At 54.1% G+C, this 21,945-nt stretch carries 21 protein-coding genes, 1 tRNA gene and 1 pseudogene; 14 read left to right on the top strand and 9 right to left on the bottom strand.

Annotated features, from left to right (window positions below):
- Positions 1-21: 21 nt before the first annotated feature.
- From MON40_RS05765 to MON40_RS05755, 3 genes are all read right to left on the bottom strand, one after another.
- Positions 22-1,905, bottom strand: coding sequence for a tetratricopeptide repeat protein (locus MON40_RS05765; RefSeq protein ID WP_003778238.1), 1,884 nt, complete (start codon positions 1,903-1,905; stop codon positions 22-24).
- A gap of 351 nt (positions 1,906-2,256) precedes the next feature.
- On the bottom strand, positions 2,257-3,621 hold the full coding sequence (locus tag MON40_RS05760) for a sodium-dependent transporter (protein WP_003778236.1): 1,365 nt from the start codon (positions 3,619-3,621) through the stop codon (positions 2,257-2,259).
- 286 nt (positions 3,622-3,907) lie between these two features.
- A tRNA-Pro gene (locus MON40_RS05755) sits at positions 3,908-3,984 on the bottom strand.
- Between the two features lie 409 nt (positions 3,985-4,393).
- Between MON40_RS05755 and MON40_RS05750 the strand changes: the two genes are divergently transcribed.
- Positions 4,394-4,711: a helix-turn-helix domain-containing protein gene (locus MON40_RS05750; RefSeq protein WP_003755250.1), complete on the top strand. Its 318-nt coding sequence runs from the start codon at positions 4,394-4,396 to the stop codon at positions 4,709-4,711.
- Positions 4,712-4,760: 49 nt separating this feature from the next.
- Positions 4,761-7,322 carry a [protein-PII] uridylyltransferase gene (glnD, locus tag MON40_RS05745; RefSeq protein WP_003778234.1) on the top strand — a complete coding sequence of 854 codons (2,562 nt, stop codon included), beginning with the start codon at positions 4,761-4,763 and terminating at the stop codon, positions 7,320-7,322.
- 39 nt (positions 7,323-7,361) lie between these two features.
- On the opposite strand, the gene MON40_RS05740 is transcribed toward glnD, so the two are convergent.
- Positions 7,362-7,808: a DMP19 family protein gene (locus MON40_RS05740; RefSeq protein ID WP_242926023.1), complete on the bottom strand. Its 447-nt coding sequence runs from the start codon at positions 7,806-7,808 to the stop codon at positions 7,362-7,364.
- Between the two features lie 116 nt (positions 7,809-7,924).
- Between MON40_RS05740 and MON40_RS05735 the strand changes: the two genes are divergently transcribed.
- The 6 genes from MON40_RS05735 (at position 7,925) to MON40_RS05710 (ending at position 11,329) form a co-directional block, all read left to right on the top strand.
- On the top strand, positions 7,925-8,275 hold the full coding sequence (locus tag MON40_RS05735) for a helix-turn-helix domain-containing protein (protein WP_242925880.1): 351 nt from the start codon (positions 7,925-7,927) through the stop codon (positions 8,273-8,275).
- Complete coding sequence (locus tag MON40_RS05730; protein ID WP_242926022.1) at positions 8,179-9,075, top strand: IS3 family transposase; 897 nt, start codon at positions 8,179-8,181, stop codon at positions 9,073-9,075. Before MON40_RS05735 ends, MON40_RS05730 begins: the two co-directional genes overlap by 97 nt.
- Positions 9,076-9,193: 118 nt before the next feature.
- Positions 9,194-9,457: a hypothetical protein gene (locus MON40_RS05725; RefSeq protein ID WP_003778226.1), complete on the top strand. Its 264-nt coding sequence runs from the start codon at positions 9,194-9,196 to the stop codon at positions 9,455-9,457.
- The gene (locus MON40_RS05720) at positions 9,387-9,674 is read left to right on the top strand and encodes a hypothetical protein (RefSeq protein ID WP_147611969.1); all 288 of its coding nucleotides are present in this window, start codon (positions 9,387-9,389) and stop codon (positions 9,672-9,674) included. The genes MON40_RS05725 and MON40_RS05720 overlap by 71 nt, the downstream gene beginning before the upstream one ends.
- A gap of 43 nt (positions 9,675-9,717) precedes the next feature.
- On the top strand, positions 9,718-11,082 hold the full coding sequence (locus tag MON40_RS05715) for a serine hydrolase domain-containing protein (protein WP_003778222.1): 1,365 nt from the start codon (positions 9,718-9,720) through the stop codon (positions 11,080-11,082).
- A 91-nt stretch (positions 11,083-11,173) separates the two neighbouring features.
- Positions 11,174-11,329 (top strand): hypothetical protein, encoded by a 156-nt coding sequence (locus MON40_RS05710; protein ID WP_003778220.1) that lies wholly within the window; start codon positions 11,174-11,176, stop codon positions 11,327-11,329.
- 14 nt (positions 11,330-11,343) lie between these two features.
- Here MON40_RS05710 and MON40_RS05705 read toward each other — a convergent pair whose 3' ends face one another.
- Positions 11,344-12,219 (bottom strand): LysR family transcriptional regulator, encoded by an 876-nt coding sequence (locus MON40_RS05705; protein WP_003778217.1) that lies wholly within the window; start codon positions 12,217-12,219, stop codon positions 11,344-11,346.
- A 104-nt stretch (positions 12,220-12,323) separates the two neighbouring features.
- Here MON40_RS05705 and MON40_RS05700 point away from each other — a divergent pair, with 104 nt between their 5' ends.
- Positions 12,324-12,950: an NADPH-dependent F420 reductase gene (locus MON40_RS05700; protein WP_003778214.1), complete on the top strand. Its 627-nt coding sequence runs from the start codon at positions 12,324-12,326 to the stop codon at positions 12,948-12,950.
- A 12-nt stretch (positions 12,951-12,962) separates the two neighbouring features.
- Entirely contained in the window at positions 12,963-13,172 is a 210-nt protein-coding gene (locus MON40_RS05695; RefSeq protein ID WP_003778212.1) for an alpha/beta fold hydrolase, read from the top strand.
- Between the two features lie 251 nt (positions 13,173-13,423).
- Here MON40_RS05695 and MON40_RS05690 read toward each other — a convergent pair whose 3' ends face one another.
- Both MON40_RS05690 and MON40_RS05685 read right to left on the bottom strand, forming a co-directional pair.
- Positions 13,424-14,431 (bottom strand): IS5 family transposase, encoded by a 1,008-nt coding sequence (locus MON40_RS05690; RefSeq protein WP_003778210.1) that lies wholly within the window; start codon positions 14,429-14,431, stop codon positions 13,424-13,426.
- 82 nt (positions 14,432-14,513) lie between these two features.
- Positions 14,514-15,830 carry a hypothetical protein gene (locus tag MON40_RS05685; protein WP_003778208.1) on the bottom strand — a complete coding sequence of 439 codons (1,317 nt, stop codon included), beginning with the start codon at positions 15,828-15,830 and terminating at the stop codon, positions 14,514-14,516.
- Between the two features lie 348 nt (positions 15,831-16,178).
- Here MON40_RS05685 and MON40_RS05680 point away from each other — a divergent pair, with 348 nt between their 5' ends.
- Positions 16,179-18,332: a TonB-dependent siderophore receptor gene (locus tag MON40_RS05680; RefSeq protein ID WP_003778204.1), complete on the top strand. Its 2,154-nt coding sequence runs from the start codon at positions 16,179-16,181 to the stop codon at positions 18,330-18,332.
- Between the two features lie 64 nt (positions 18,333-18,396).
- A complete protein-coding gene (locus MON40_RS05675) occupies positions 18,397-18,663 on the top strand; it encodes a hypothetical protein (protein ID WP_224783336.1) in 267 nt (88 codons plus the stop codon).
- Here MON40_RS05675 and MON40_RS05670 read toward each other — a convergent pair.
- A pseudogene (locus MON40_RS05670) lies at positions 18,619-19,216 on the bottom strand (IS30 family transposase); the annotation flags it as partial. The gene MON40_RS05675 and the pseudogene MON40_RS05670 sit on opposite strands and share 45 nt — an antisense overlap.
- 103 nt (positions 19,217-19,319) lie before the next feature.
- Between MON40_RS05670 and MON40_RS05665 the strand changes: the two are divergent.
- Both MON40_RS05665 and MON40_RS05660 read left to right on the top strand, forming a co-directional pair.
- The gene (locus tag MON40_RS05665) at positions 19,320-19,670 is read left to right on the top strand and encodes a helix-turn-helix domain-containing protein (RefSeq protein WP_242926021.1); all 351 of its coding nucleotides are present in this window, start codon (positions 19,320-19,322) and stop codon (positions 19,668-19,670) included.
- Positions 19,574-20,470, top strand: coding sequence for an IS3 family transposase (locus tag MON40_RS05660; RefSeq protein WP_242926020.1), 897 nt, complete (start codon positions 19,574-19,576; stop codon positions 20,468-20,470). The genes MON40_RS05665 and MON40_RS05660 overlap by 97 nt, the downstream gene beginning before the upstream one ends.
- A gap of 71 nt (positions 20,471-20,541) precedes the next feature.
- Here MON40_RS05660 and argH read toward each other — a convergent pair whose 3' ends face one another.
- Positions 20,542-21,921: an argininosuccinate lyase gene (argH, locus tag MON40_RS05655; RefSeq protein ID WP_039862957.1), complete on the bottom strand. Its 1,380-nt coding sequence runs from the start codon at positions 21,919-21,921 to the stop codon at positions 20,542-20,544.
- Positions 21,922-21,945 lie beyond the last annotated feature (24 nt).

Below are 21,945 nucleotides of genomic sequence, written 5' to 3'. Positions count from 1 at the left end.
GCTTTCAGACGACCTCTTTCATTATTTCGATTTTACGGAACGCCCCGATTGGGCTTTTTTCGTTGGTTTAGGAGCAGCCTCCACGCCGAAACGTTTCATGGTTTCCCGCAATATTTTCATATCGCCTTCGCCCTTCAGGCTGTCCGTCCATATTTTTTTGGCTTTTTCCTGCTCTCCGGATGCCCACAATGCTTCGCCCAAATGTGCGGCAACTTCTGCATCGGGATATTTTTCAAACGCATATTGCAAATAAGGCAATGCGGTTTGCACATCGTCTTTCAGGAAATACGCCCAACCCAAACTGTCATTGATGGCAGGGTTTTCCGGCTCGATTTGATAAGCAGCCTGAATCAGTTTAAAGGCCTCGTCTAAATTTTTCTTGGTTGGGGACAGCAAAATATAGCCCAACGCATTCAAACCGTTGGCGTTATCCGGTGCCAATTCGACTACGCGGCGCAAATCGGCAATTGCCTTGCCCTGATCGCCCATACGGTCATAAATCATGGCTCGTTGGTACAAAACATCAGGCAACTGCTCCATGGCATCCGGCTGCCGGCTTATCTTGGGCAACATTTTATTCAGCTCGGACAATGCTTCTTGCAAATTATCGTGTTTGGACAAAGCAAACAGGGTAACCCGTTGCAATTCCTTACTGCCGAAATAACGCCCTTCCTGCTCGGGCAGGCTTTGCGCCCGACGTGCTTCTGCCAAGGCTGCCTTACCGTTTCCTTGCTCGGCCTCTAATGAAGCACCGAAAACTGCTTTATCAAAAACATAACTGGGGGAAACAACTTTGGCAAGCCATTGTTTGGCTTTGGGATAGTCTTTAACATCGGCATAAGCCATCGCACCAATCAGGGCGGCACGGCTTTGTTGTTCGCTTGTTCCGATGTTATACGCTTTATCCAAATAATTGATAATCGTCGAAATATCGTCTTTACGATTGCTTGCCAACAACGCTGCCTGAATATACAGGTCTGGATTCGGGTTATTTTCCAACAGCGTACGCAGGCGCGCATAGGCTTTGTCGTTTTGTTTATTGGAAATCAGGTTGACGATTTCCAACTCCTGCCATACGGGCGAAAGATTGCGCGTATCGGTTTGCTCGAAGAAGCCGTTTAATATCTCGGGACTGCGTTGCGCCATCAGCCGCAAAGTCAGTAAAGTCGGCGGCAGCATCTCTGCATCCAGCCCTGCCAAACGTTGCAATGCCGCAATGGCATGTTTCTTTTTACCGCCTTGCGCACTGAAAATCACATCGGCAATCGCAGCTTCCGGCAAATCTTTATATTTCAAAGCTTCCTTATGGACTTGTGACGAAGCTTTCTCTGCCAACCCCGGTTGCTGAATCGCCGCCTGAGCCAACAGCAGGAAAATACGCTGATTCTGTTCTTCGCTGGCATTGGCCAAAATATCATCCAAACCATTCAAGGTCTTATCGCCCTGCCCCAGCAAGATATTGCGTAGCCAAGTCATACGTTTTTGCGCATTACCCGGAACAGGTTCGATTTCACGCCATTTTTGATAAATCATTTCCGCCTGTTGGAACGCATTGAGCGAAACCGCCATTTCTAAAGCGCGTTCCGCCACCTCCGGCGATTTGGTATTGTTCAACATCATCATGTATGTTGCCAACGCCGTACCGGCATCACCTTTCTGCAACAGTATTTCGCCGCTCAACAAGGTAAATATCTGATTTGCACGGTTTTGTATATTCACACGGCGAGCCTGCTCGACCTTGAATTCGTCAGGTGTAAAGCGGTTTCTCTTTTGAATAATCTGTTTCACGTCTTTCGGTGTTTTCACCTCGACGGCATTATCCTGCCTGGCGGCGGAAACTTGCACCGCAAACAACATCATGACCGCAGCGGCAATCGTGCGGGCGCGGGTTGGGGACAGCAACATAACAATCCTTTGTGTACAAAAAAGCCGCATCAGAATTCATACGGCCATAATCAAACGTAACTTTATCACAAGCGGCCAACTTTGTAGATTTAAGCAACCGTAAACCTATTGTAATATTCCTCCTTTTCAGACGACCCTATACCCTGAATTTGAACAGGTTCCCGACTATCTCTTCGCGCTTAACCACCATAATCAAATATAAGCAGACTATGGCCATCAACAATTCGACTCGAAATCAAAAAAGCTGAGTCCTGTCATTTACAGAACCCAGCTTACATCAACCGCCTGAACAAGCTTTATCAATACTGAAATATAAGGCAGTTTAAAGTTTTCAGACAACCTTACGCACCATTACAACAAATTGCTGACGAAAATCAGCAAAATCACCAACGGCACGAGGTATTTCACATAGGCAAACCAAATATTGACCGTCGTATGGTTGCCTTTATAAAGCAATTCGTCCTTCGCTTCGTCCTTCATCACAAAACCGACAAACAGCGCGGAGCCGAGCGCGGTCAGCATAAACAAAATATTGCCGCTGATGTAGTCAAAAGCATCGAAAATATTTTTGCCGAACACGGAAACGTCTTTCCACGGACCATAGCTCAGAATGGACGGAATGTTGCCGAAGATGAAGATAGCAGCCAATACAATCGTAATCGCTGCGGTACGGCGGATTTTGGTTTTTTCCTGAATGGTCGTAATCAACACTTCATAAATGGTCAGTGAAGTTGTCAGCGCGGCAATCAGGAGCAACGAGAAGAAAATCACGGCGAACACAGGTCCAGCCCACATATTCGAGAACACAATCGGCAAACTTTGGAATACCAAAGTCGGACCGGAATTGGGGGCGACGCCGAAGCTGAAGAGCGACGGGAAAATCATAAAGCCCGCAAGTACGGCGATGATGGTATTGGTAATTGCCGTAATGACTGCGGTTTGAACCAGATTTTCGTTTTTATCCAGATAGCTGGACAAGGTAATCATCACGCCGAAACCCAAGCTTAAGGCGAAAAATACTTGCCCCAAAACGAAGACGAAAAGTTCTGCGGTAATCTTGCTGAAGTCAGGCTTCAGATAGAAAGTAATCCCTTCCATCGCGCCCGGCAGGGTAACGTTGCGCACGACCATGGCAATCAGGAATAAAAATAGCAGCGGCATCAGGTATTTCGCCGCTTTTTCAATGCCGCCGATGACGCCTTTGACCAAAATCCATTGGTTCACAACGACAAACAAGAAAGTGTAGAACGCAATTTCCCAAGGGCTGTTTTCGATGTGTTCGGTAAAGAAGCTTTTCGTTATTTCGCCGCTGACAGGGCTGGAAATATTCAGGTTTCCGCTAATAATATTAACGATATAGCTGATCACCCAGCCGCCGAGCACCATGTAATACGCCATAATGCCGAACGATCCGAGCAAGCCCATCCAGCCGACCAGTTTCCAAATTTTGGCGACGGGTTTGCCGTTCAACGAGCCGCCGAACGCGTCCAGCGCGTTCACACCTTTGCGCCGTCCGATGACGTTTTCCACCAAAATCATCGGAATACCGATAACAAACATGGCGATACAGAATAAAAACACATACGCGCCGCCGCCGTTTTCACCGACCAAATACGGGAAACGCCACGTCGCGCCGAAGCCGACAGTCGCGCCGGCAACGGTAAGGATATAAGTCAAACGGTTGGACCAAGTTTGACGGGGTTGGTTGGAAGACATAAAACACCATCTGCCTTGTTGGGAAAACTTGAAATTATACGCGAACGGATTAACGGTTCTTAACTGAATATCAAAAAGCAGTATAGTGAAAATATCTGGGAATTTTGCATTTTTCAGGGAAAAACTATAAAGACAAAGGTCGTCTTAAAACAAAACAGGGGATATAGCTGGATACACTAGGAAACCATTGTCATTTCCCACCCTATTAAAATGTCAGGATTCAGACTTGAAACCACGATATGAAAAAACCTGCTTTGATCATGCAATCAAAGCAGGTTTTTATATTTGGTCGGAATGAGAGGATTCGAACCTCCGACCCCTTCGTCCCGAACGAAGTGCGCTACCGGGCTGCGCTACATTCCGAATGAGTGGCTATTATAGAGGAATTTTCGGCAGGATGCACGGATTTTGTTCACAATCTAAAATAAAAATAGATGAATTGCCTTCAATCTGCCCCTGTTTTCAATTAACATAACCTATCTTTAAAATTTATTTTATAAATAATCCTCAGACTTGATTTGAATCAAAGCTCCAAATTGAGTTTCATTTATAATCGCCGACATTGGAGCTGAGACGACAATTTCTCAAAGTCCTCAAGATTTTCTGATCAGTAGATGACGCATCTGCTTTGATTTAATACTCTCTATCTCTTTCCTCTTGATGTGTGTGTGTTTGGGTGTGGCTGTTGCCACCCCTTTTTTTTGGCTTTTATGTGAAGTAAAATCCGTAACAGCAAATTCTTAATCTCAACCATTTATCCGGAAACAAAATCATGAGCAATAAATTGACTCCGCCTGCCGAACTGCCTGACGAGCAGGATTTACGGGCAGTCTTGGCGTACAACATGCGGCTTTTCCGCGTGAATAAAGGCTGGTCTCAGGAAGAGCTGGCGCGGCAATGCGGTTTGGACAGGACTTATGTATCGGCTGTGGAGCGCAAACGCTGGAACATTGCGTTGTCGAATATTGAAAAAATGGCGACGGCTTTGGGTGTGGCGGCATATCAGTTGCTGCTGCCGCCGCAGGAGCTGCTAAACCTGATGACCAATCCCTCTGATGCCCAACAGAGGTCGTCTGAAAACGATATTTGACCGCCAAATCATCCACCTCCCCTCTCCCCATAACTCGAAAGAATAAAAAATGTCTGCAAACCTGTCTTCAGCATTGGAAACCTTCAAACAGCAGCGCGCTGCCGCCGAAGCGCATTATTTGAAAGCCAACCGCGTGTCGGTATTTTTCAGGGAATACACGGTGGCAGTCGAAACATTGTTGGCGGCATTGTGGGCAGAGCATTTTCAAAACAGCGCGTTATGCCTGATGGCGACCGGCGGCTTCGGGCGCGGCGAGCTGTATCCTTATTCTGATCTGGATTTGGCAGTCGTGTCGTCTGAAACCGTTTCAGACGACCTTCAGGAAAAAATTGCGGCTTTCGTGCAGGCTTTGTGGGATATGAAACTTTCGCCGTCGGTCAAAAGCGGCAGCGTTGACGAACTGTGCGAAAGCGTGCGCGATGATATTACGGGGGACACGGCGTTTTTAGAGGCTCGTTTTTTGTTCGGCAACCGCCAGACAGCGGACGAATTGACGGAAAAAATGAACGTGCAACGCAATGTAGCCGCGTTTATCGAAGCAAAACTGGTGGAGATGGAACACCGCCATGCCAAATCGCAAGGTTCGGGAGCGGTATTGGAGCCGAACATCAAAAGCTGTCCCGGCGGTCTGCGCGACATCCACACCCTGCTTTGGATAGCGAAGGCGCAAGGCTTGGCGGCCAACCTGCCTGCGCTGGTCAAACAAGGCATTCTAACGCGCACCGAAGCCGGCATGCTTTCACACGGCTATCGCCGCCTCGCCCACATCCGCATCCATCTGCATTTAAACGCAAAGCGCACCGAAGACCGCCTGCTGTTCGATTTGCAGCCTCAAGTCGCCGAAAGCATGGGCTATAAGGGTGTGAATCTCCGCCGCCAAAGCGAAGAACTGATGCGCGTGTTTTACCGCGCGATTAAAACTGTCAAACAACTGAGCGGCATCCTCACACCCATGCTGCAAAGCCGCGTTTCCTCGACGCCGATGCGCGTTACCCTGCGGATTGACGACGACTACATCCAAGTGAACAACCAAATCGCCGCGCGGCACACCGATATTTTTTTCAGACGACCCGAACACATTTTCAAAATCGTTGAAATCATGCAGCAGCGCAACGACATTACCGCGCTCGAACCGCAAACCCTGCGCGCCTGGTGGGGCGCGACGCGCAAAATCAACCGCAGCTTCTACCAAAATCCCGAAAACCGCCGCCGCTTCGCCGGCTTTTTCCGCCGCGGCAACGGACTGACCCAAACCCTGCGCTTTCTCAACCTCTACGGCGTGTTGGGCCGCTACCTGCCTGCATGGGAAAAAATCGTCGGCCTGCTCCAGCATGACCTGTTCCACATCTATCCCGTGGACGACCACATCCTCGCCGTCGTCCGCAACGTCCGCCGCCTTGCCCTAGACATGCACAGCCACGAGCTGCCCTACGCCTCCGCACTGATGCAGTCCTTTGAAAAACAAGACATCCTCTATCTCGCCGCCTTCTTCCACGACATCGCCAAAGGACGCGGCGGCGACCATGCCATACAAGGCATCGCAGACGCGCGCCAATTTGCCGCCGACCACTTCCTGACCGAAGAAGAAAGCAACCTGCTCGCCTGGCTGGTCGAAAACCACCTGCTCATGTCCACCGTCGCCCAAAAAGAAGACATCCAAGACCCCGACGTACTCGATGCCTTCTGCAAACGCGTACAAACCCACGAACGCCTCAGCGCACTCTACCTCCTGACCATTTCCGACATACGCGGCACCAATCCCAAACTGTGGAACGCATGGCGCGCCAGCCTGCTGGAAAGCCTGTTCCACGCCGCCGGACGCTACCTCGCAGGCAACGGCGGCAATCCGCACGCCCTCTTCGGCCGCCGCCAACAAGAAGCCGCCGATTTGCTTACCCGCGCCGCCGTCCCCGAAAAACAGCAGAAAAAACTATGGAACGCGCTCGGTTCCGCCTACTTCGCCCGCCATCAGTCCCGCGAAATCCTGTGGCACGCTGCCAATCTCGTACACGACTTTGAAACCCCCATCGTCCGCAGCCGCATCCTGCCCAAAAGCGACAGCTTCCAAGTCATGGTCTTCATGCCTAACGGTCCGCGCCTGTTTGCCCGCCTCTGCCGCATCTTCAGCCGCCACGGCTTCGACATCCTCGCCGCCCGCGCCTTCATCACCGAACACGACTACATCCTCGACACCTTCATCGTGCAAATCCCCTCGCAGCACGCCCCCGAAGACTACCCCGACATCCAAAGCGCGCTCGAAGCAGAACTTAACAGCTTTATCCACGGACACACTGTTGCCGAAACCCAAAGCCGCAGCCGCCGCATCAGCCGCCGCAGCCGCTACATGCCGATTGCGCCAAGCATTACCATCACCCCCGAAGAAGACTACCCCGACTGGTACTCCGTCGAAATCACCGCCGTCAACCGCCCTTTCCTGCTCGCCGACATGGCGGAAGTCTTCTTCGCCCACAACGTCAGCCTGCGCTACGCCAAAATTTCCACGCTGGACGAACGCGTCGAAGACAACTTCATCGTCTTCAGCCCCGATTTGAAAAACCCGAAAACGCAGTCGTCGTTGAAACAGGCTTTGTTGGAACAATTGTCGGTGTGATGGTTGGATTTAGAGGAAAAGTATGAGGTCGTCTGAAAATCAGCTCAAATAATGTTGCCAGCCTTTTTGACATAAATTATCAGGGTCTTCCCAATATTGCTCGTCTAAGTCCTCAAGGAGATTTTCACTTTCCAAACTGAGATATTTCGGAATATCCCATGTTTCCTTTAAAACTTTTCCTTCTTTTTGCACTCTCTGCACCTCAGACGTAACTGTCTCGAGTGCCTGGCGTATCAAGGCTGCACTACGATTGGCCTTCATTTTTTCTAAAATATCGCAGGTCGTTTCGGCGGCAGAAAAGCCCCAATTACATAAAAACTGGAGCATGCCGCCGTTGTAAATATCGGCTTCCGCGCGCCAAATGTAAACCAATTCTTGCTCTTGTTTATCCAAACGGTCGAAATTTCCATCGTATTTATCGAACAAACGGTCAACAGTTTGTTGCAACAGTGATTCAAAAATTTCTACTTGATCTTGTTCGTTCATCATTTTTCCCAATAGATACAGCCGGATTACAAAAGGTCGTCTGAAACCCTGTTTCCAGTTTGAACTGCACCCCAAAAGTTGGACATCCCCTCCAACTCACAAGGTGCAGTTTTTTTATGAGCAAATATACATTACACTTCAAATACCAAGCCGTACTCCACTACCTGCACATACGCAGCCAACAGCGTACCGCAGACCACTACGGCATTTCCCGAACCCACCTGAGACGATGGATACGCGCCTATCAAGAAGGCGGCATCGGCGCACTCGAACATCCACAATCCAAAACCATGCCCCAACACCGCAAAAACCCCTTCATCGCAGATAAACCCGACCAAGAAAAAACACAGGCAGAACTTATTGAAGAACTGTGCTATATGCGCGCAAAGGTTGCCTATCTAAAGGAGTTAAAAGCCCTCAGCCAAAAGCGGACCGCAAAGGACAAAGCCAAACCGTCCAAACACTGAGGGCGCAACACCCGCTCAAATACCTGCTGCACATCGCAAACCTGCCCCAAAGCAGCTTTTACTACCATCACCAAGACCGCCCCGACCCCGACGCAGCCGACAAAGCCCTTATCGCCGAAATCTACGAACGGCATAAAGGACGCTACGGGCAAAGGCGCATTGCCGCAGCATTGGATTGGAACCGCAAAAAAGTGGCGCGGCTGATGAAGCAGATGGAACTGAAAGCCCTTATACGGGCGAAAAAAGCCTACCGCCATCCCGCCATGGGCGAAATATCGGAACACCTCCTCAAACGTCGGTTCACAGCCAAAAAGCCCAACGAAAAATGGCTGACCGATGTGACCGAACTCAAAGGGAGCGACGGCAAACTGTACCTCTCGCCAATCTTGGATCTATTCAACCGCGAGATCGTCGCCTATGCCATGAGCCGCAATGCTAACAGCGACATGGTGAAGGAAATGCTCGAAAAAGCCGCACCCCGTCTGACTGATAAAGGAACAATGCTTCATTCCGACCAAGGTGTGCTGTACCGTACGGCGGGGTATAGGGAATTGCTTGCGGAGCATTCCATGGTTCAAAGCATGTCGCGAAAGGCGAATTGTTGGGACAATGCACCGATGGAAAGCTTCTTTGCGGTGCTGAAGACGGAGTGTTTCTATCGTGCAGGGGAATTAACGGTGGATGAATTGATGAAACAGATAGATGACTATATGGATTACTACAACCGCGAGCGTTGCAGTTTGAAATTGAAAAAGCTGAGTCCTGTCGCATACAGAACCCAGCTTACACAGAGCGCCTGAATAGGCTTTTATGAGCGTCCAAGATTTGGGGGCCAGTTCACCTTTTTCTGTTATGGAAAGTTGCACTTCAAATGCGAATCCGCCAGCATCAAAGCAGCCCCGCCCGAAAGAAAACCCCATGCGACCCCTAATCACAGCCCTTATCCTGCTCGCCGCCTGCACCGATTCCAATCCAAACATCCACGAGCCGCCCGCCATGACCGCCAGCCCCAGCCAAGCCCCCGACCAAACCGAACAGCCCAACGGCAAAACCCTGCTGCGACAAGCTCAACAGCAATACGACGGTTACTACAAATACCAAGCCGCTTATCTTGCCTACCAAGCCGCGCAGGCGGGCGAAACCCTGTCGCCGCATCTGGCCGAGCTGGCAAAAAACTACTAACCCGACGCCTCCCGCCACGCCGCAGTATTTTGACATTTTGCCGCAAGACCTTGCCGCCGTAACCACACAAGCCGAACAAGGCAGCCGCAAAGCCGCCGCGCGCCTTGCCGAATATTACCAATTTGCCGCCTACGGCTTACCCGACCCACCCGAAAACGAGCGCAAAGCCAAAGCCGAATACTGGCAAAAACGCGCCCAAGAAGCGCAGGCAAAATAGGCAGCCTGAAACCCCACCCTGTCCCAACCCAAAAGGCAATCCCATGAAAAAAAACCTCATCCTCCCTCTCCTACTCGCCCTATCCCTCCCCGCCCTCGCCGACCCCATCGACGACTTCGCCCAAGCCGAGCTTGAGCGGCAAAAAATCCCCGGCCTTGCCGTCGGCATCTACCGCAACGGTAACATCGTCAAACAACAAGGCTACGGGCTGGCAAACGTAGAACACCAAATCCCCGTCTCTGCCGACACCGTGTTTCAGACGGCCTCCATCGGCAAAATGTTCGCCGCTGCCGTCGTGATGCTGTTGGTGGAAGACGGTAAAATCCACCTCGACCAATCCGTGCGTGCCTACCTGCCCGAAGCGCCCAAAAGCTGGCAGCCCATCACCATCCGCCACCTGCTCAACCACACTGGCGGCATCGGCAACACTGAAACCGACTGGCAGCAAAACAGCAGCGAAAAACAAATGCTGCGCCGCATCTACACCGCCCCGCTGCAATTCAAACTAGGCAGCCGCTGGGCATACAGCAACAACGGCTACGCCGTCCTCGGCGCCGTCATCACCCGCGTCTCCGGCAAACACTACGGCGAAATCCTGCAAGAGCGCGTGTTCGCCCCGCTGGGCATGACTTCCGCCCGCGTGATCAGCGAGCGCGACATCGTCCCCCACCGCGCCGCAGGTTATGAGCTTGACGACGCCGACGGCAGCCTGAAAAACCAAGAATGGGTCGCCCCCTACCACAACCAAACCGCCGACGGCTCGCTCTATCTCACGCTACACGACTACCGCCGCTGGCTCGCCGCCGTAGAAGCACGCCAAATCCTCAAGCCCGAATCCTGGCGCGAAATCTTCACCCCCGCCCGCCTCAACAACGGCGACAGCTACCCCTACGGCTTCGGCTGGTCGCTCGTCCCCGCTCCCGACGGCAGCCCCATGAGCGGCCACCCCGGCGCATGGCAGGGCTTCAGCACCGAACTGCGCCGCTACGAAGGCGACGGCACCGATATTGTCGTGTTAACCAATTTGGCAGGCGTAGATACTGAAGCCATCATTGAAGGCATCGCCGCGCGTACCAACCCGCGCTACCAAAAAACCCACGTCCCCATCCCCGACCAACACCCCGCCCTCACCCGCAACTTCGAGCGCGTCCTGCTGCTCATCAAACAAAACAAACCGCATCCCGCCGTACCCAAAGGCCGTCTGAAAGACCTGCACGCCAAATTTGCCGACGCAGGCAGGTGCCAAGCTCTGCCCACCCGCCACCAAAACAACGGCGACATCCAAGAGCGAGACTACCGCGTAGTCTGCGAGCGCCGCGCGTTTGAAGGCAATGCCGATTTTGTGAAGGGGAAAACGGTGCGGCTGTGGTTGGAAGAGATGGCGGACGACAAAGCGCAGGGGCAATAGGCAGCCTGAAAACTCTGCTTTTCTAAACGGCGTCATTCCCGCGCAGGTCGGGTATTCATGCCCGACGTTGTGTAAACGAAACTTATCGGGCATGAATACCCAACCTACGGCACTGCATGATGCGACGGAAAAGGAAGAATTCGCCGCCGATATTTATTTGGTGCTGCACGAAGACTTGCGCCGCTCGGCAAAAATCCGCGCGGTGGCGGATTTTTTGGGCGAGGTGTTGGCGGAACGGGCGGGGTAGGGCAGCTTTCGGGTTTATGCCAAATACTTGCCCGCATTATCCAAACAAAATTCGACAAATACCCGCACCACGCTCGACGGGTGGCGGTGCTTGACGTAGAGCAGGTGCAGCGGCAGCTGCGGGAAGGGGAAATCGGGCAGCACTTCGACCAATGCGCCTTCGGCAAGCAGCGGGCGGGCGAAGAAATCGGGCAGGTCGGTGATGCCGCGCCCCAGCAGGGCGAGCTGGCGCAGTTGGCGGTAGTCGTTGCAGCAGAAGGCGGCGGGCGGGATGATGCTTTGTCCGCCGAGCGACCAGCGCACGGGATGTTCGGGCAGGGGCGACCAGCCGATGCAGGGTTTTTGCGCCAACTCATCGGGGCGGTGCGGCGTGCCGCAGCGGGCGAGCAGGTCGGGGCTGGCGACCAGTTGCAGGCGCATGTCGCCGAATTTGCGGGCGACGAGGCTGTCGGTTGCCAAACCGCCGCTGCGCAAGGCAACATCGATGCCTTCGGCCAACAAATCCAGTTTGCGCTCGGTGGCGAGGACGAAGACCTCAATCCGCGGATAGGCAGCCTGAAAATCGCCCAGCAGCAGCCAGCCCGGCTCAAACGTCAACGGTAGCGACAGGCGCAAGCGCCCGGCACATTGCGCCTGCTCGCCGATGACTTGCTGCGCGATGTTATCCAGCGTTTCCACGCTCAAATGCGCCTGCTCGTACACCTGCTGACCGATAAGCGTCGGCTGCACGCCGCGCCCCGTACGTTCCAAAAGCTGCACGTTGAGGCCGTTTTCCAGCTCTTTGATTTTGCGGCTGACGGTGGCAACGGGCATCTGCAAGCGCGCTGCCCCCGCCGACAAACTGCCCGCCTGCACCACGGCGGTAAACACTTTTATCGCGTTGAAATCCATCTTTGCTTTCCATATCTGAAAATTTCGTTTTCATTTTAGCGTCTACTCTTGCGGATTTGGAAGAGCGATAATCCCGCCATCCCAACAAGCACAGGAGCAACAACATGAGCAACATCGCTATTATCGGAAGCGGCAATATGGCCGCAGGGCTGGCTGCCGCACTGACCGCTGCCGGCAAAAATGTATTTATCGGCGCACGCGACGCTGCCAAAGCGCAGGCGCTGGCGCAGAAAACCGGCGCACAGGCGCAGGGCGGCACGCTTGCACAGGCCGTTGCTGCGGCGCAGACCGTGTTTCTCGCCCTGCCTTATGCCGCTGCGGCGGAAGTGTTGCAGCAGCTCGATGTTTCGGGCAAGACGCTGATTGACATCAGCAATCCCGTTACGGCGGATTTCCAAAACCTGTCGCTGGGCTTTACGACGTCCGCTGCCGAGGAAATCGCCAAAGCCGCACCGCAGGCGGCCGTGGTCAAAGGATTCAACACCGTTTTCGCCCAATTGCTCGACCCGGCCGCACGCAGTGGGCAGACGGTTCAGGTATTTCTCGCCGCCGATGATGAAGAGGCGAAAAAACGGGCGGCAGCGCTGACCGCGGACATGGGCTTCAAGGCGGTGGATGCAGGCGGCTTACGCAACAGCCGTTTCCTCGAACCGCTGGGCGAGATGAACATCCTGTTCGGCTTCTTCCTCGGCAAAGGTACGGGCATCGCCCCGATGTGGTCGGGCTTGTAAAACCGCTTCGGCATGAGCCGCGCCGATTTCGCCCACATCCAAACGCCAACGCTGCTGCTGGCGGGCGAAAAAGACCAAAACGCCCCGCTCGATACCGTACTTGCCGCCTACCGCGCCATGCCCAAGGCGCAACTCGCCATCGTTGCCAACGCCCCGCACGGCGTGCTGCAAAGCGGCTTTTCCGCTGCCTGGGCGATGATTGACAAGTTTCTGCGGGATTGAGGGTTAGAAAACAAAACGCCGTCTGAACGAATTCAGACGGCGTTTCAGTTTTACGGCGGAATTCACCCGTACATTCAGCTTGCTTCCCACAACCAGAGACCTTTGCAAAATACCTCTCTTCACCTTTTCGCTGACAGCCGGAACCTAAATAAAGATTTTCGGCTGTTTTCGCCCCTAATTGCGCCTAATTTTACCCAAATACCCCCTTAATCCTCCCCGGACGCCCCATAATCAGGCATCCGAGCCGCCTTTTAGGCAGCAGCGGGCGCACTTAGCCTGTTAGCCGCCTTCAACAGGTTTAAACACATCGCCTTCAGATGGCTTTGCGCACTCACTTTAATCAGCCCAAAATAGGCTGCCCGGGCGTAGCGGAATTTACGGTGCAGCGTACCGAAGCTTTGTTCGACCACATAACGGGTCTTCGATAAATATCGGTTGCGTTTGGTTTGCGCTTCCGTCAGCGGACGGTTGCGGTGGGCTTTGCGCATAATGCCGTCCGGTAACCGATGTTCTTTCAGATGTTGCCGGTTTTCCTTGCTGTCATAGCCTTTGTCGGCATAGACGGTCGTACCTTCGGCTATACCTTCCAGCAAAGGTGACAGGTGGTTGCACTCATGGGTATTGGCTGGGGTAATGTGCAGTTTCTCGATATAGCCTTCCTCATCGGTGCGGGTATGTTGTTTGTAACCGAGTCTGTATAAACCGTTTTTCTTTGTCCAACGGGCATCTTCATCTTTGCTCGGTGTGGTTTGACCGCTGACTTGCCCTTCGTCATCGACTTCTATGGCCTGACGCTGTTTGCTGCCGGCGGTCTGAATAATGGTGGCGTCAATGACGGCGGCGGATGCTTTCTCTACTTTTAGGCCTTTTTCGGTCAGTTGGCGGTTAATCAATTCCAGCAGTTCGGACAGGGTGTCGTCTTGCGCCAGCCAGTTGCGGTAGCGGCATAAGATGCTGTAATCGGAGATGCTCAGTTCGTCAAAACGGCAAAACAGGTTGAAATCGATGCGGGTGATGAGGCTGTGTTCGAGTTCGGGATCGGAGAGGCTGTGCCATTGTCCGAGCAGGACGGCTTTGAACATGGACAACAGGGGATAGGCGGGACGGCCGCGGTGGTCTCGAAGGTAACGGGTTCTTTGACGATTCAGGTACTGTTCGATCGGTTGCCAATCAATCACCTGATCCAACTTCAATAGTGGGAAGCGATCGATGTGTTTGGCAATCATGGCTTGTGCGGTTTGCTGGAAGAAGGTGCTCATGAGAAATCCCCTAAATGTCTTGATGGGAATTTAGGGGATTTTGGGGGGATTTTGCAAAGGTCTCATCAGGTCTCAACCCGAGCTACGCCCTGCGTTGCTGAAAAATCCAATCCAATACCGGCGTGATGTTGTAGGCGTATTTCCACGTGGACGTGTGCCCCGACGCGCCGCCCGCGTTGGCTTCGGCGGCGGTTTTGAACACCGTACCTTTGGCAAAGGTAACGAAATTCACATTGGCGTTTTGCGCGGCGATTTTGTCGAAGGCCGTCTGAAACTTGTCGACCGGCCATTGCGCGTCCCAATCGTCGGCGCGGGCGACTTTTGCGCCAAACGAAGCGAGTTTTTCGGTGATGGCGATTTCGCCCGGGTAGGCTTTGGCGTCATCCTGCGACACGGTAATCCACCATTTCACGTTTTTCATCTGCGGCGTGAGCAGCGCGGGATTCCATTGGCAGGCAACGAGATATGACGTGGCGAAAAAGTCGGGATATTTGATGTTCATCGCAATCGACATCATGCCGCCGCCCGACTGGCCGGTGGTGTAGAGCCGTTTGCCGTCGATGGGTAACTTGGTTTGCAAGTATTTGATTAGGTTGATAGTGGCATCGAGATAGTTGGACGCGGTGCTGGTATCGTCCACAATAATTTCGTCAAACTCGGGCGCAATCACAAAGCAGGGATGCTGCGCCTGAAATTCGGGCGACGCCCACGCAATCGCGCCGTTGCCCTGATACAGCGGCGCTTTAACGATGGTGCCGGTTACACCCGCGTCGTGCATAAACAGCACCAGCGGATAGCGTTTGCCATCTTCGATATTCTTCGGCGCAAACAGGTTGTAGCGCACGGTTTTGCCCGTTTGTTTGTCGGCGTATTCGCGCTGGACGAAGTCGTCGAATACTTCGTTGATGACAACGCTGGTCTGAACGGTTTGCGCACCGATGTTTACTTCGGCAGCGGCGGCTTTAAGCGTGGGCGCGCTGTCGCCCTTGTCGCCCGCCTTGCCCGGGTCGTTTTTGGCGGGGGCGGCATTGGCCGGTTTGTTGGCAGGGCGGCCTTTTTTTACGGTAAGCAACGCGCCCTCGTCATACGGATTGAGCTGCACAACCACAAAACGGCCGCGTTCAGACGGCGCCCCGTCGGCACTTTGCGCCACATAAACGCGCTCCACCGTGCGCCCCGCCACGCCGTATTGCGACGGCTCAAGCGCGGCGGCGGACACATCGGCGCGGTACTTCACCGCCACCGCCACCAGCCGCATCCCGTCGCCAAACACGCGGGTTACGGCGGCGGCCGATTCGACGGCATTATCCGACGCGCCGCCCAACGCAGCGCAGCCGCCCACGGTAAGCAACACGGTCGCGCCGGCGGCAGACAATAAAAATTCACGGCGGGTAGGCATGGGAACTCCAATCGGTTCAAACGGGAAAGGCCGCCTTTTAGCACGCTTTGCGGCGTGCCTCAACCGCAGGCCGTCCGCCGGAGCGCAAACGGGAAAGGCCGTCTGAACAGCCGTTTCAGACGGCCTTTGCGCGCTCGGGCTGCGTCATGAGGTCGTCTGAAAGCAAGGCTTCAAAGAAATGAAACCGCATGCCTGCGGGTTCGGCCGTTTTCACGCCGTTGACGCTTCGCTTTCAGACGGCCTCTGCGTGCTTCTGTAAAACAAATTCAAACAAAACTTATAAAAAACAATGTGGAACAAGTATAATCGCTATCGTTTTCAACTTTAACCACCATCAAGGACATCCTTATGAAATACCCGAAAAGCCGTCCCACCCTGCTCGCGCTGGCGCTGATGCCGCTGTTTGCCTTTGCCGAAGACGAAGCCGCCTTGGATACGGTCACCGTTACCGGCACAAAACCCGCCACGCTCAACCAAGGCTATTCCACCGCAGGCACTTACGCTCCGCTGGGCATCGGCATGACCCTGCGCGAAACGCCGCAGAGCGTCAGCGTCATGACCGCCAAACAAATGGAAGACTGGAAACTCGACAGCCTGCGCAAAGTGATGGAGCAGACCAACGGCGTTACCGTGAAAAGCGGCAGCGGCGGCAGCGACCGCTATGCCGGGCTGCACTCGCGCGGCATGGAAGTGAAAAACTTCCAGATGGACGGCGTGCCCTACCGCAGCTCCGGTTTCAGCAAAGACTCGTGGACAGGCTGGGGCGGCGTGGATACCCGCGCGCTAGACCGCGTGGAAGTGTTGCGCGGCGCGTCCGCCCTCTTGGGCGGCACGGGCGATCCCTCCGCACAAGTGAGCCTCGTGCGCAAACGTCCCACCAAAGACTTCAAAGCCGAAATCGGCACTGAAATCGGCAACCACAGCCGTTGGGGCGTAAACGGCGACGTTTCAGGCAGCCTGAACACCGAGGGCAGCCTGCGCGGACGCATTGTGGCCGGACACGAGCGCAGCGGCTACATGATTGAAGACGCGAAAATGCGCAACAGCAGCCTGTATGCCGTTGCCGAATGGGATGCCGCCCCCGCCACCACCCTCTCCGTCGGCACGCAGCTGCAAAACCGCCGCGAAACCGACACCCCCGTCTTCCTGCCCACCGCCTACGACAGCGAAGGCTACCCGCTGAAAAACGAAATCAGCCGCCACGCCAACAATTCGCCCAAAGGCACATCCTACAAATACAGCAGCCGCAACGTGTTCGCCGAAGTACGCCACCGCTTTTCGCCCGACTGGAAAACCAAGCTCGAATACAACTGGACGCGCAACACCATACACGACCGGCAGGGCTACGCGGCGATGAAAACCGACCACGACACCCGCCAAATCGACCTGCTCGAAACCGATTCCGGCGAAAAAAGCACCACCCATAGCTTCGTCGCCTCGGTGGACGGCAAATACAACCTTCTCGGTCGCAAACACGACATCCTGTTCGGCATCAGCGGCTTCAACACCAAAAACCGCGCCCCCAGCCGCTTTGCCCGTTACGACAACGCCTTCGGCCTGCACGACTTTCTAAACAACCGCAGCCTGCGCTCGGCCAACCCCGTACCCGACGCGGAATATACCGCCGACGACGACATCCGTGCCCGCCAGTTCGGCGGCTACTTCGCCACCCGCTTCCGCCCCGTCGAACGCCTCGCCCTGATCGGCGGCGCGCGCTACAGCCGCATCACCATGCAAAAAGCCGAACACGTCGCAGGCACAAACGAAAAAGTAACCCGCAGCAAAGCCACCCCCTACATCGGCGCCGTGTTCGACCTGAGCGAAAACCTCTCCGCCTACATCAGCTACGGCACCTCGTTCGAGCCCGTGTTCGACAAAGGCCAAGACGGACGCTTCCTCAAACCCACCACCGGCCGCAACATCGAAATCGGCCTCAAAGGCGAATTTTTCGACCAACGCCTCAACGTCTCCGCCGCCCTCTTTGACACCCGCAAAAACGGCATGCCCAAATACGTGGAAAGCGGCGACTACTACGTTTCCGAAGACAACATCCGCACACGCGGCTTTGAAACCGAAGCCGCCGGCCGCATTAACGACAACTGGTTCGTCAGCGCAGGCTACACCGTGCAAAACCGCAAAGGCGGCGAAGACTCCTACGAAGCCGACCTGCCGCGCCACCAAATCAAACTCGCCACCACCTATGATTTGAACGAGCGTCTCACCCTCGGCGGCAGCCTGCGCTGGCAGAGTAAAACCAGCAACATCAACAAAAGCGCGCTGGCCGACGAAAACGACGCTCCCTCGCTCGAACGCGCCCGCAAGTCTGCCACCCAGAAAGCTTACACCCTGGTTGACCTGATGGCCGCCTACCGCATCGGCAAAAACTCCGAAGCCACCTTAAACGTCAACAACGTCTTCAACACCCGCTACCGTACGCTTTCCACCTTCCTCGCCTACGGCGAAGCGCGCAGCGCAGTGTTGGGCTTCAAATACCGCTTTTAAATGGGCACAGCCAACCAACCTGGCTTACGGCTGGAAAGAGTCGAATTTAGGCAACAGCTATGAGATGGTTCTAACTGACGAATCACTGAATCGCCCGACATTGGATTGGGCAGACGTACCGAACAACGAGAACCTGCTCGGACAACGGCATTACCGCCGCTGCCGCACCACTGTCTACAACATTGAGGTCGAGGATTACCACACCTATTGCGTCGATTATCAATGTATCCTGGCGCATAACCAGAATTTATGTCGCCCTGCGATGCACGCAGTTTCCGAACTCATTGCAGATGATGGCGTAGCGGGTAACGCGTCCAACCAAGGTCAATAATGCACTTTTCTGTCCTTTGCCGACGATGGTGTCGGCTTCCCAATCGCCGATGCGGGCTTTTTGATCGACGACGGCGGGTCGGTTTTCTATACCGACGCGGTTGGGCACTTTGCCTCTGGTCTATGTGCTGCCGTAGCGTTTGCGGTAGGTTTTGCTGCATATTCTGAGGTGTTGCCACAAGGTGCCGCCGTTGCTTTTGTCTTGGCCGAAGGTAGCGGTAAACGGTGCTGTGATGGAGTGTGATCCCGTGGTGTTTATGCAGGTAGGCACATACTTGTTCGGGACTGAGTTTGCGGCGGATAAGGGTGTCGATGTGTTGAACCAGCTGCGAATCGAGCTTATAGGGTTTTCGCCGGTGCTGTTTGGTCAGCCGGCTTTGCTTCTGTGCTTTATCGGCGCTGTATTGCTGTCCTTGGATGCAGTGCCGCTTGATTTCTCGGCTGATGATGCTTTTGTGGCGGTTAAGTTGTTTGGCGATTTCGGCGATGGTGCAGTGGCGGGACAGGTATTGGATATGGTATCGTTCGTCTTGGGTCAGTTGCATGTAGCTCATGGCAATCTTTCTTGCAGGAAAGGCCGTATGCTACCGCATACTGGCCTTGAACTGCACCCCAAAAGTTGGACATCCCCTCCAACTCACAAGGTGCAGTTTTTTTATGAGCAAATATACATTACACTTCAAATACCAAGCCGTACTCCACTACCTGCACATACGCAGCCAACAGCGTACCGCAGACCACTACGGCATTTCCCGAACCCACCTGAGACGATGGATACGCGCCTATCAAGAAGGCGGCATCGGCGCACTCGAACATCCACAATCCAAAACCATGCCCCAACACCGCAAAAACCCCTTCATCGCAGATAAACCCGACCAAGAAAAAACACAGGCAGAACTTATTGAAGAACTGTGCTATATGCGCGCAAAGGTTGCCTATCTAAAGGAGTTAAAAGCCCTCAGCCAAAAACAGACCGAAAAGGACAAAGCCAAACCGTCCAAACACTGAGGGCGCAACACCCGCTCAAATACCTGCTGCACATCGCAAACCTGCCTAAAAGCAGCTTTTACTACCACCACCAAAACCGACCCGACCCCGACGAAGCCGACAAAGCCCTCCTTGTCGAAACCTACCGGCGGCATAAAGGACGCTACGGACAAAGGCGCATTGCCGCAGCATTGGGTTGGAACCGCAAAAAAGTGGCGCGATTGATGAAGCAGTTGGAACTGAAAGCCCTCATACGGGCGAAAAAAGCCTACCGCCATCCCGCTATGGACGAAATATCGGAAAACCTCCTCAAACGCCGGTTCAAAGCCCGAAAGCCCAACGAAAAATGGCTGACCGACGTTACCGAACTCAAAGGGAAGGACGGCAAACTGTACCTCTCGCCAATCTTGGACTTGTTCAACCGCGAGATCGTCGCCTACGCCATGAGCCGCAGAGCCGACAGCGAAATGGTGAAGGAAATGCTCGAAAAAGCCGCACCCCGTCTGACTGATAAAGGAACGATGCTTCATTCTGACCAAGGCGTGCTGTACCGTACGGCGGGGTATAGGGAATTGCTTGCCCAACATTCCATGGTTCAAAGCATGTCGCGTAAGGAGAATTTTTGGGACAATGCACCGATGGAAAGCTTCTTTGCGGTGTTGAAGACGGAGTGTTTCTATAACGCAGGAGAATTGACGGTGGACGAATTGATGAAACAGATAGATGACTATATGGATTACTACAACCGGGAGCGTTGCAGTTTGAAATTGAAAAAGCTGAGTCCTGTCGCATACAGAACCCAGCTTACACAGAGCGCCTGAATAGGCTTTTATGAGTGTCCAAGATTTGGGGGCCAGTTCAGTTTTCAGACGACCTCCTTACTTCATTTTCTTTAAGCCAACAATTCCCGCCAGCGTTTCACTTGAAAGCGCACTTGTTCCGGCGCGGTTCCGCCCAAGTGGTTACGCGCGTTCAGGCTGCCTTCGGGTGTCAGTACGCCGTACACGTCGTCTGAAATCAGGTTGCTGAAACCTTGCAGGACTTCGATCGACAGTTCGCTCAAATCGACGCCTGCTTGGTCGGCGTGGCGCACGGCTTGGGCGACGACTTCGTGGCTGTCGCGGAAAGGCATGCCTTTTTTCACCAAGTAATCCGCCAAATCGGTGGCGGTAGCGAAGCCCTGCATCACGGCGGCGCGCATATTGTCGGGTTTGACGGTCACGCCGCGCATCATGTCAGCGTAAATCCGCAGGGTGTCGATGAGCGTATCGGCGGTGTCAAACAGAGGTTCTTTGTCTTCCTGATTGTCTTTGTTGTACGCCAAGGGCTGCGATTTCATCAGGGTAATCAAGCCGATAAGGTGTCCGATGACACGGCCGGATTTACCGCGCACGAGTTCGGGCACATCAGGATTTTTCTTCTGCGGCATGATGGACGAACCTGTGCAGAAACGGTCGGCGATGTCGATAAAGCCGAAACGCGGACTCATCCACAAAATCAATTCTTCGGACAGGCGGCTCAGGTGAACCATGATCAGCGAGGCGGCGGCGGTGAACTCGACGGCAAAATCGCGGTCGGATACGGCATCGAGCGAGTTTTGGCAGATTTGTTCGAAACCCAGCAATTCGGCGGTGATTTCGCGCTGAATCGGATAGGTCGTACCGGCAAGGGCGGCTGCGCCGAGCGGCATACGGTTGACGCGTTTGCGACAGTCGGTCATGCGCTCGAAATCGCGTCCGAGCATTTCGACGTAGGCGAGCATATGGTGTCCGAAGCTGACAGGCTGGGCGACTTGCAGATGGGTGAAACCGGGCATGACGGTTTCAGCGTTTTGTTCCGCCAAATCGACCAAGGCCGTCTGAAGGCTTCGAATCAGGTCTTGAATGACGGTAATCTGGTCGCGCAGCCACAGGCGGATGTCGGTGGCAACTTGGTCGTTACGGCTGCGGCCGGTATGCAGGCGTTTGCCGGCATCGCCGATTTTTTCGGTCAGGCGGCGTTCGATGTTCATGTGGACGTCTTCCAAATCCAGCGACCAAGAAATAGTACCGTCCTTGATTTCTGCTATAATCTCCGCCATTCCCTGACGAATCGCCGCCAAATCTTCTTCACTCAAAACACCTGATTGAACAAGCATTTGCGCGTGAGCCAGCGAACCCTGAATGTCCCACTCGGCAAGCCGTTTATCGAAATCGATCGAACCGGTGTATTTTTTCACCAGCTCGGAAACAGGCTCGTTAAAACGGCCCGACCAGGTTTTGTCCTTACTCATGGTTTCGTCCTTCAGATAAAATAA

This window comes from Neisseria macacae ATCC 33926 (genome assembly GCF_022749495.1).
GTDB classification, from domain to species: Bacteria; Pseudomonadota; Gammaproteobacteria; order Burkholderiales; family Neisseriaceae; genus Neisseria; species Neisseria macacae.
Note: the sequence above shows the minus strand (reverse complement) of the source record. Positions and strands in the feature narration are given on the sequence as shown.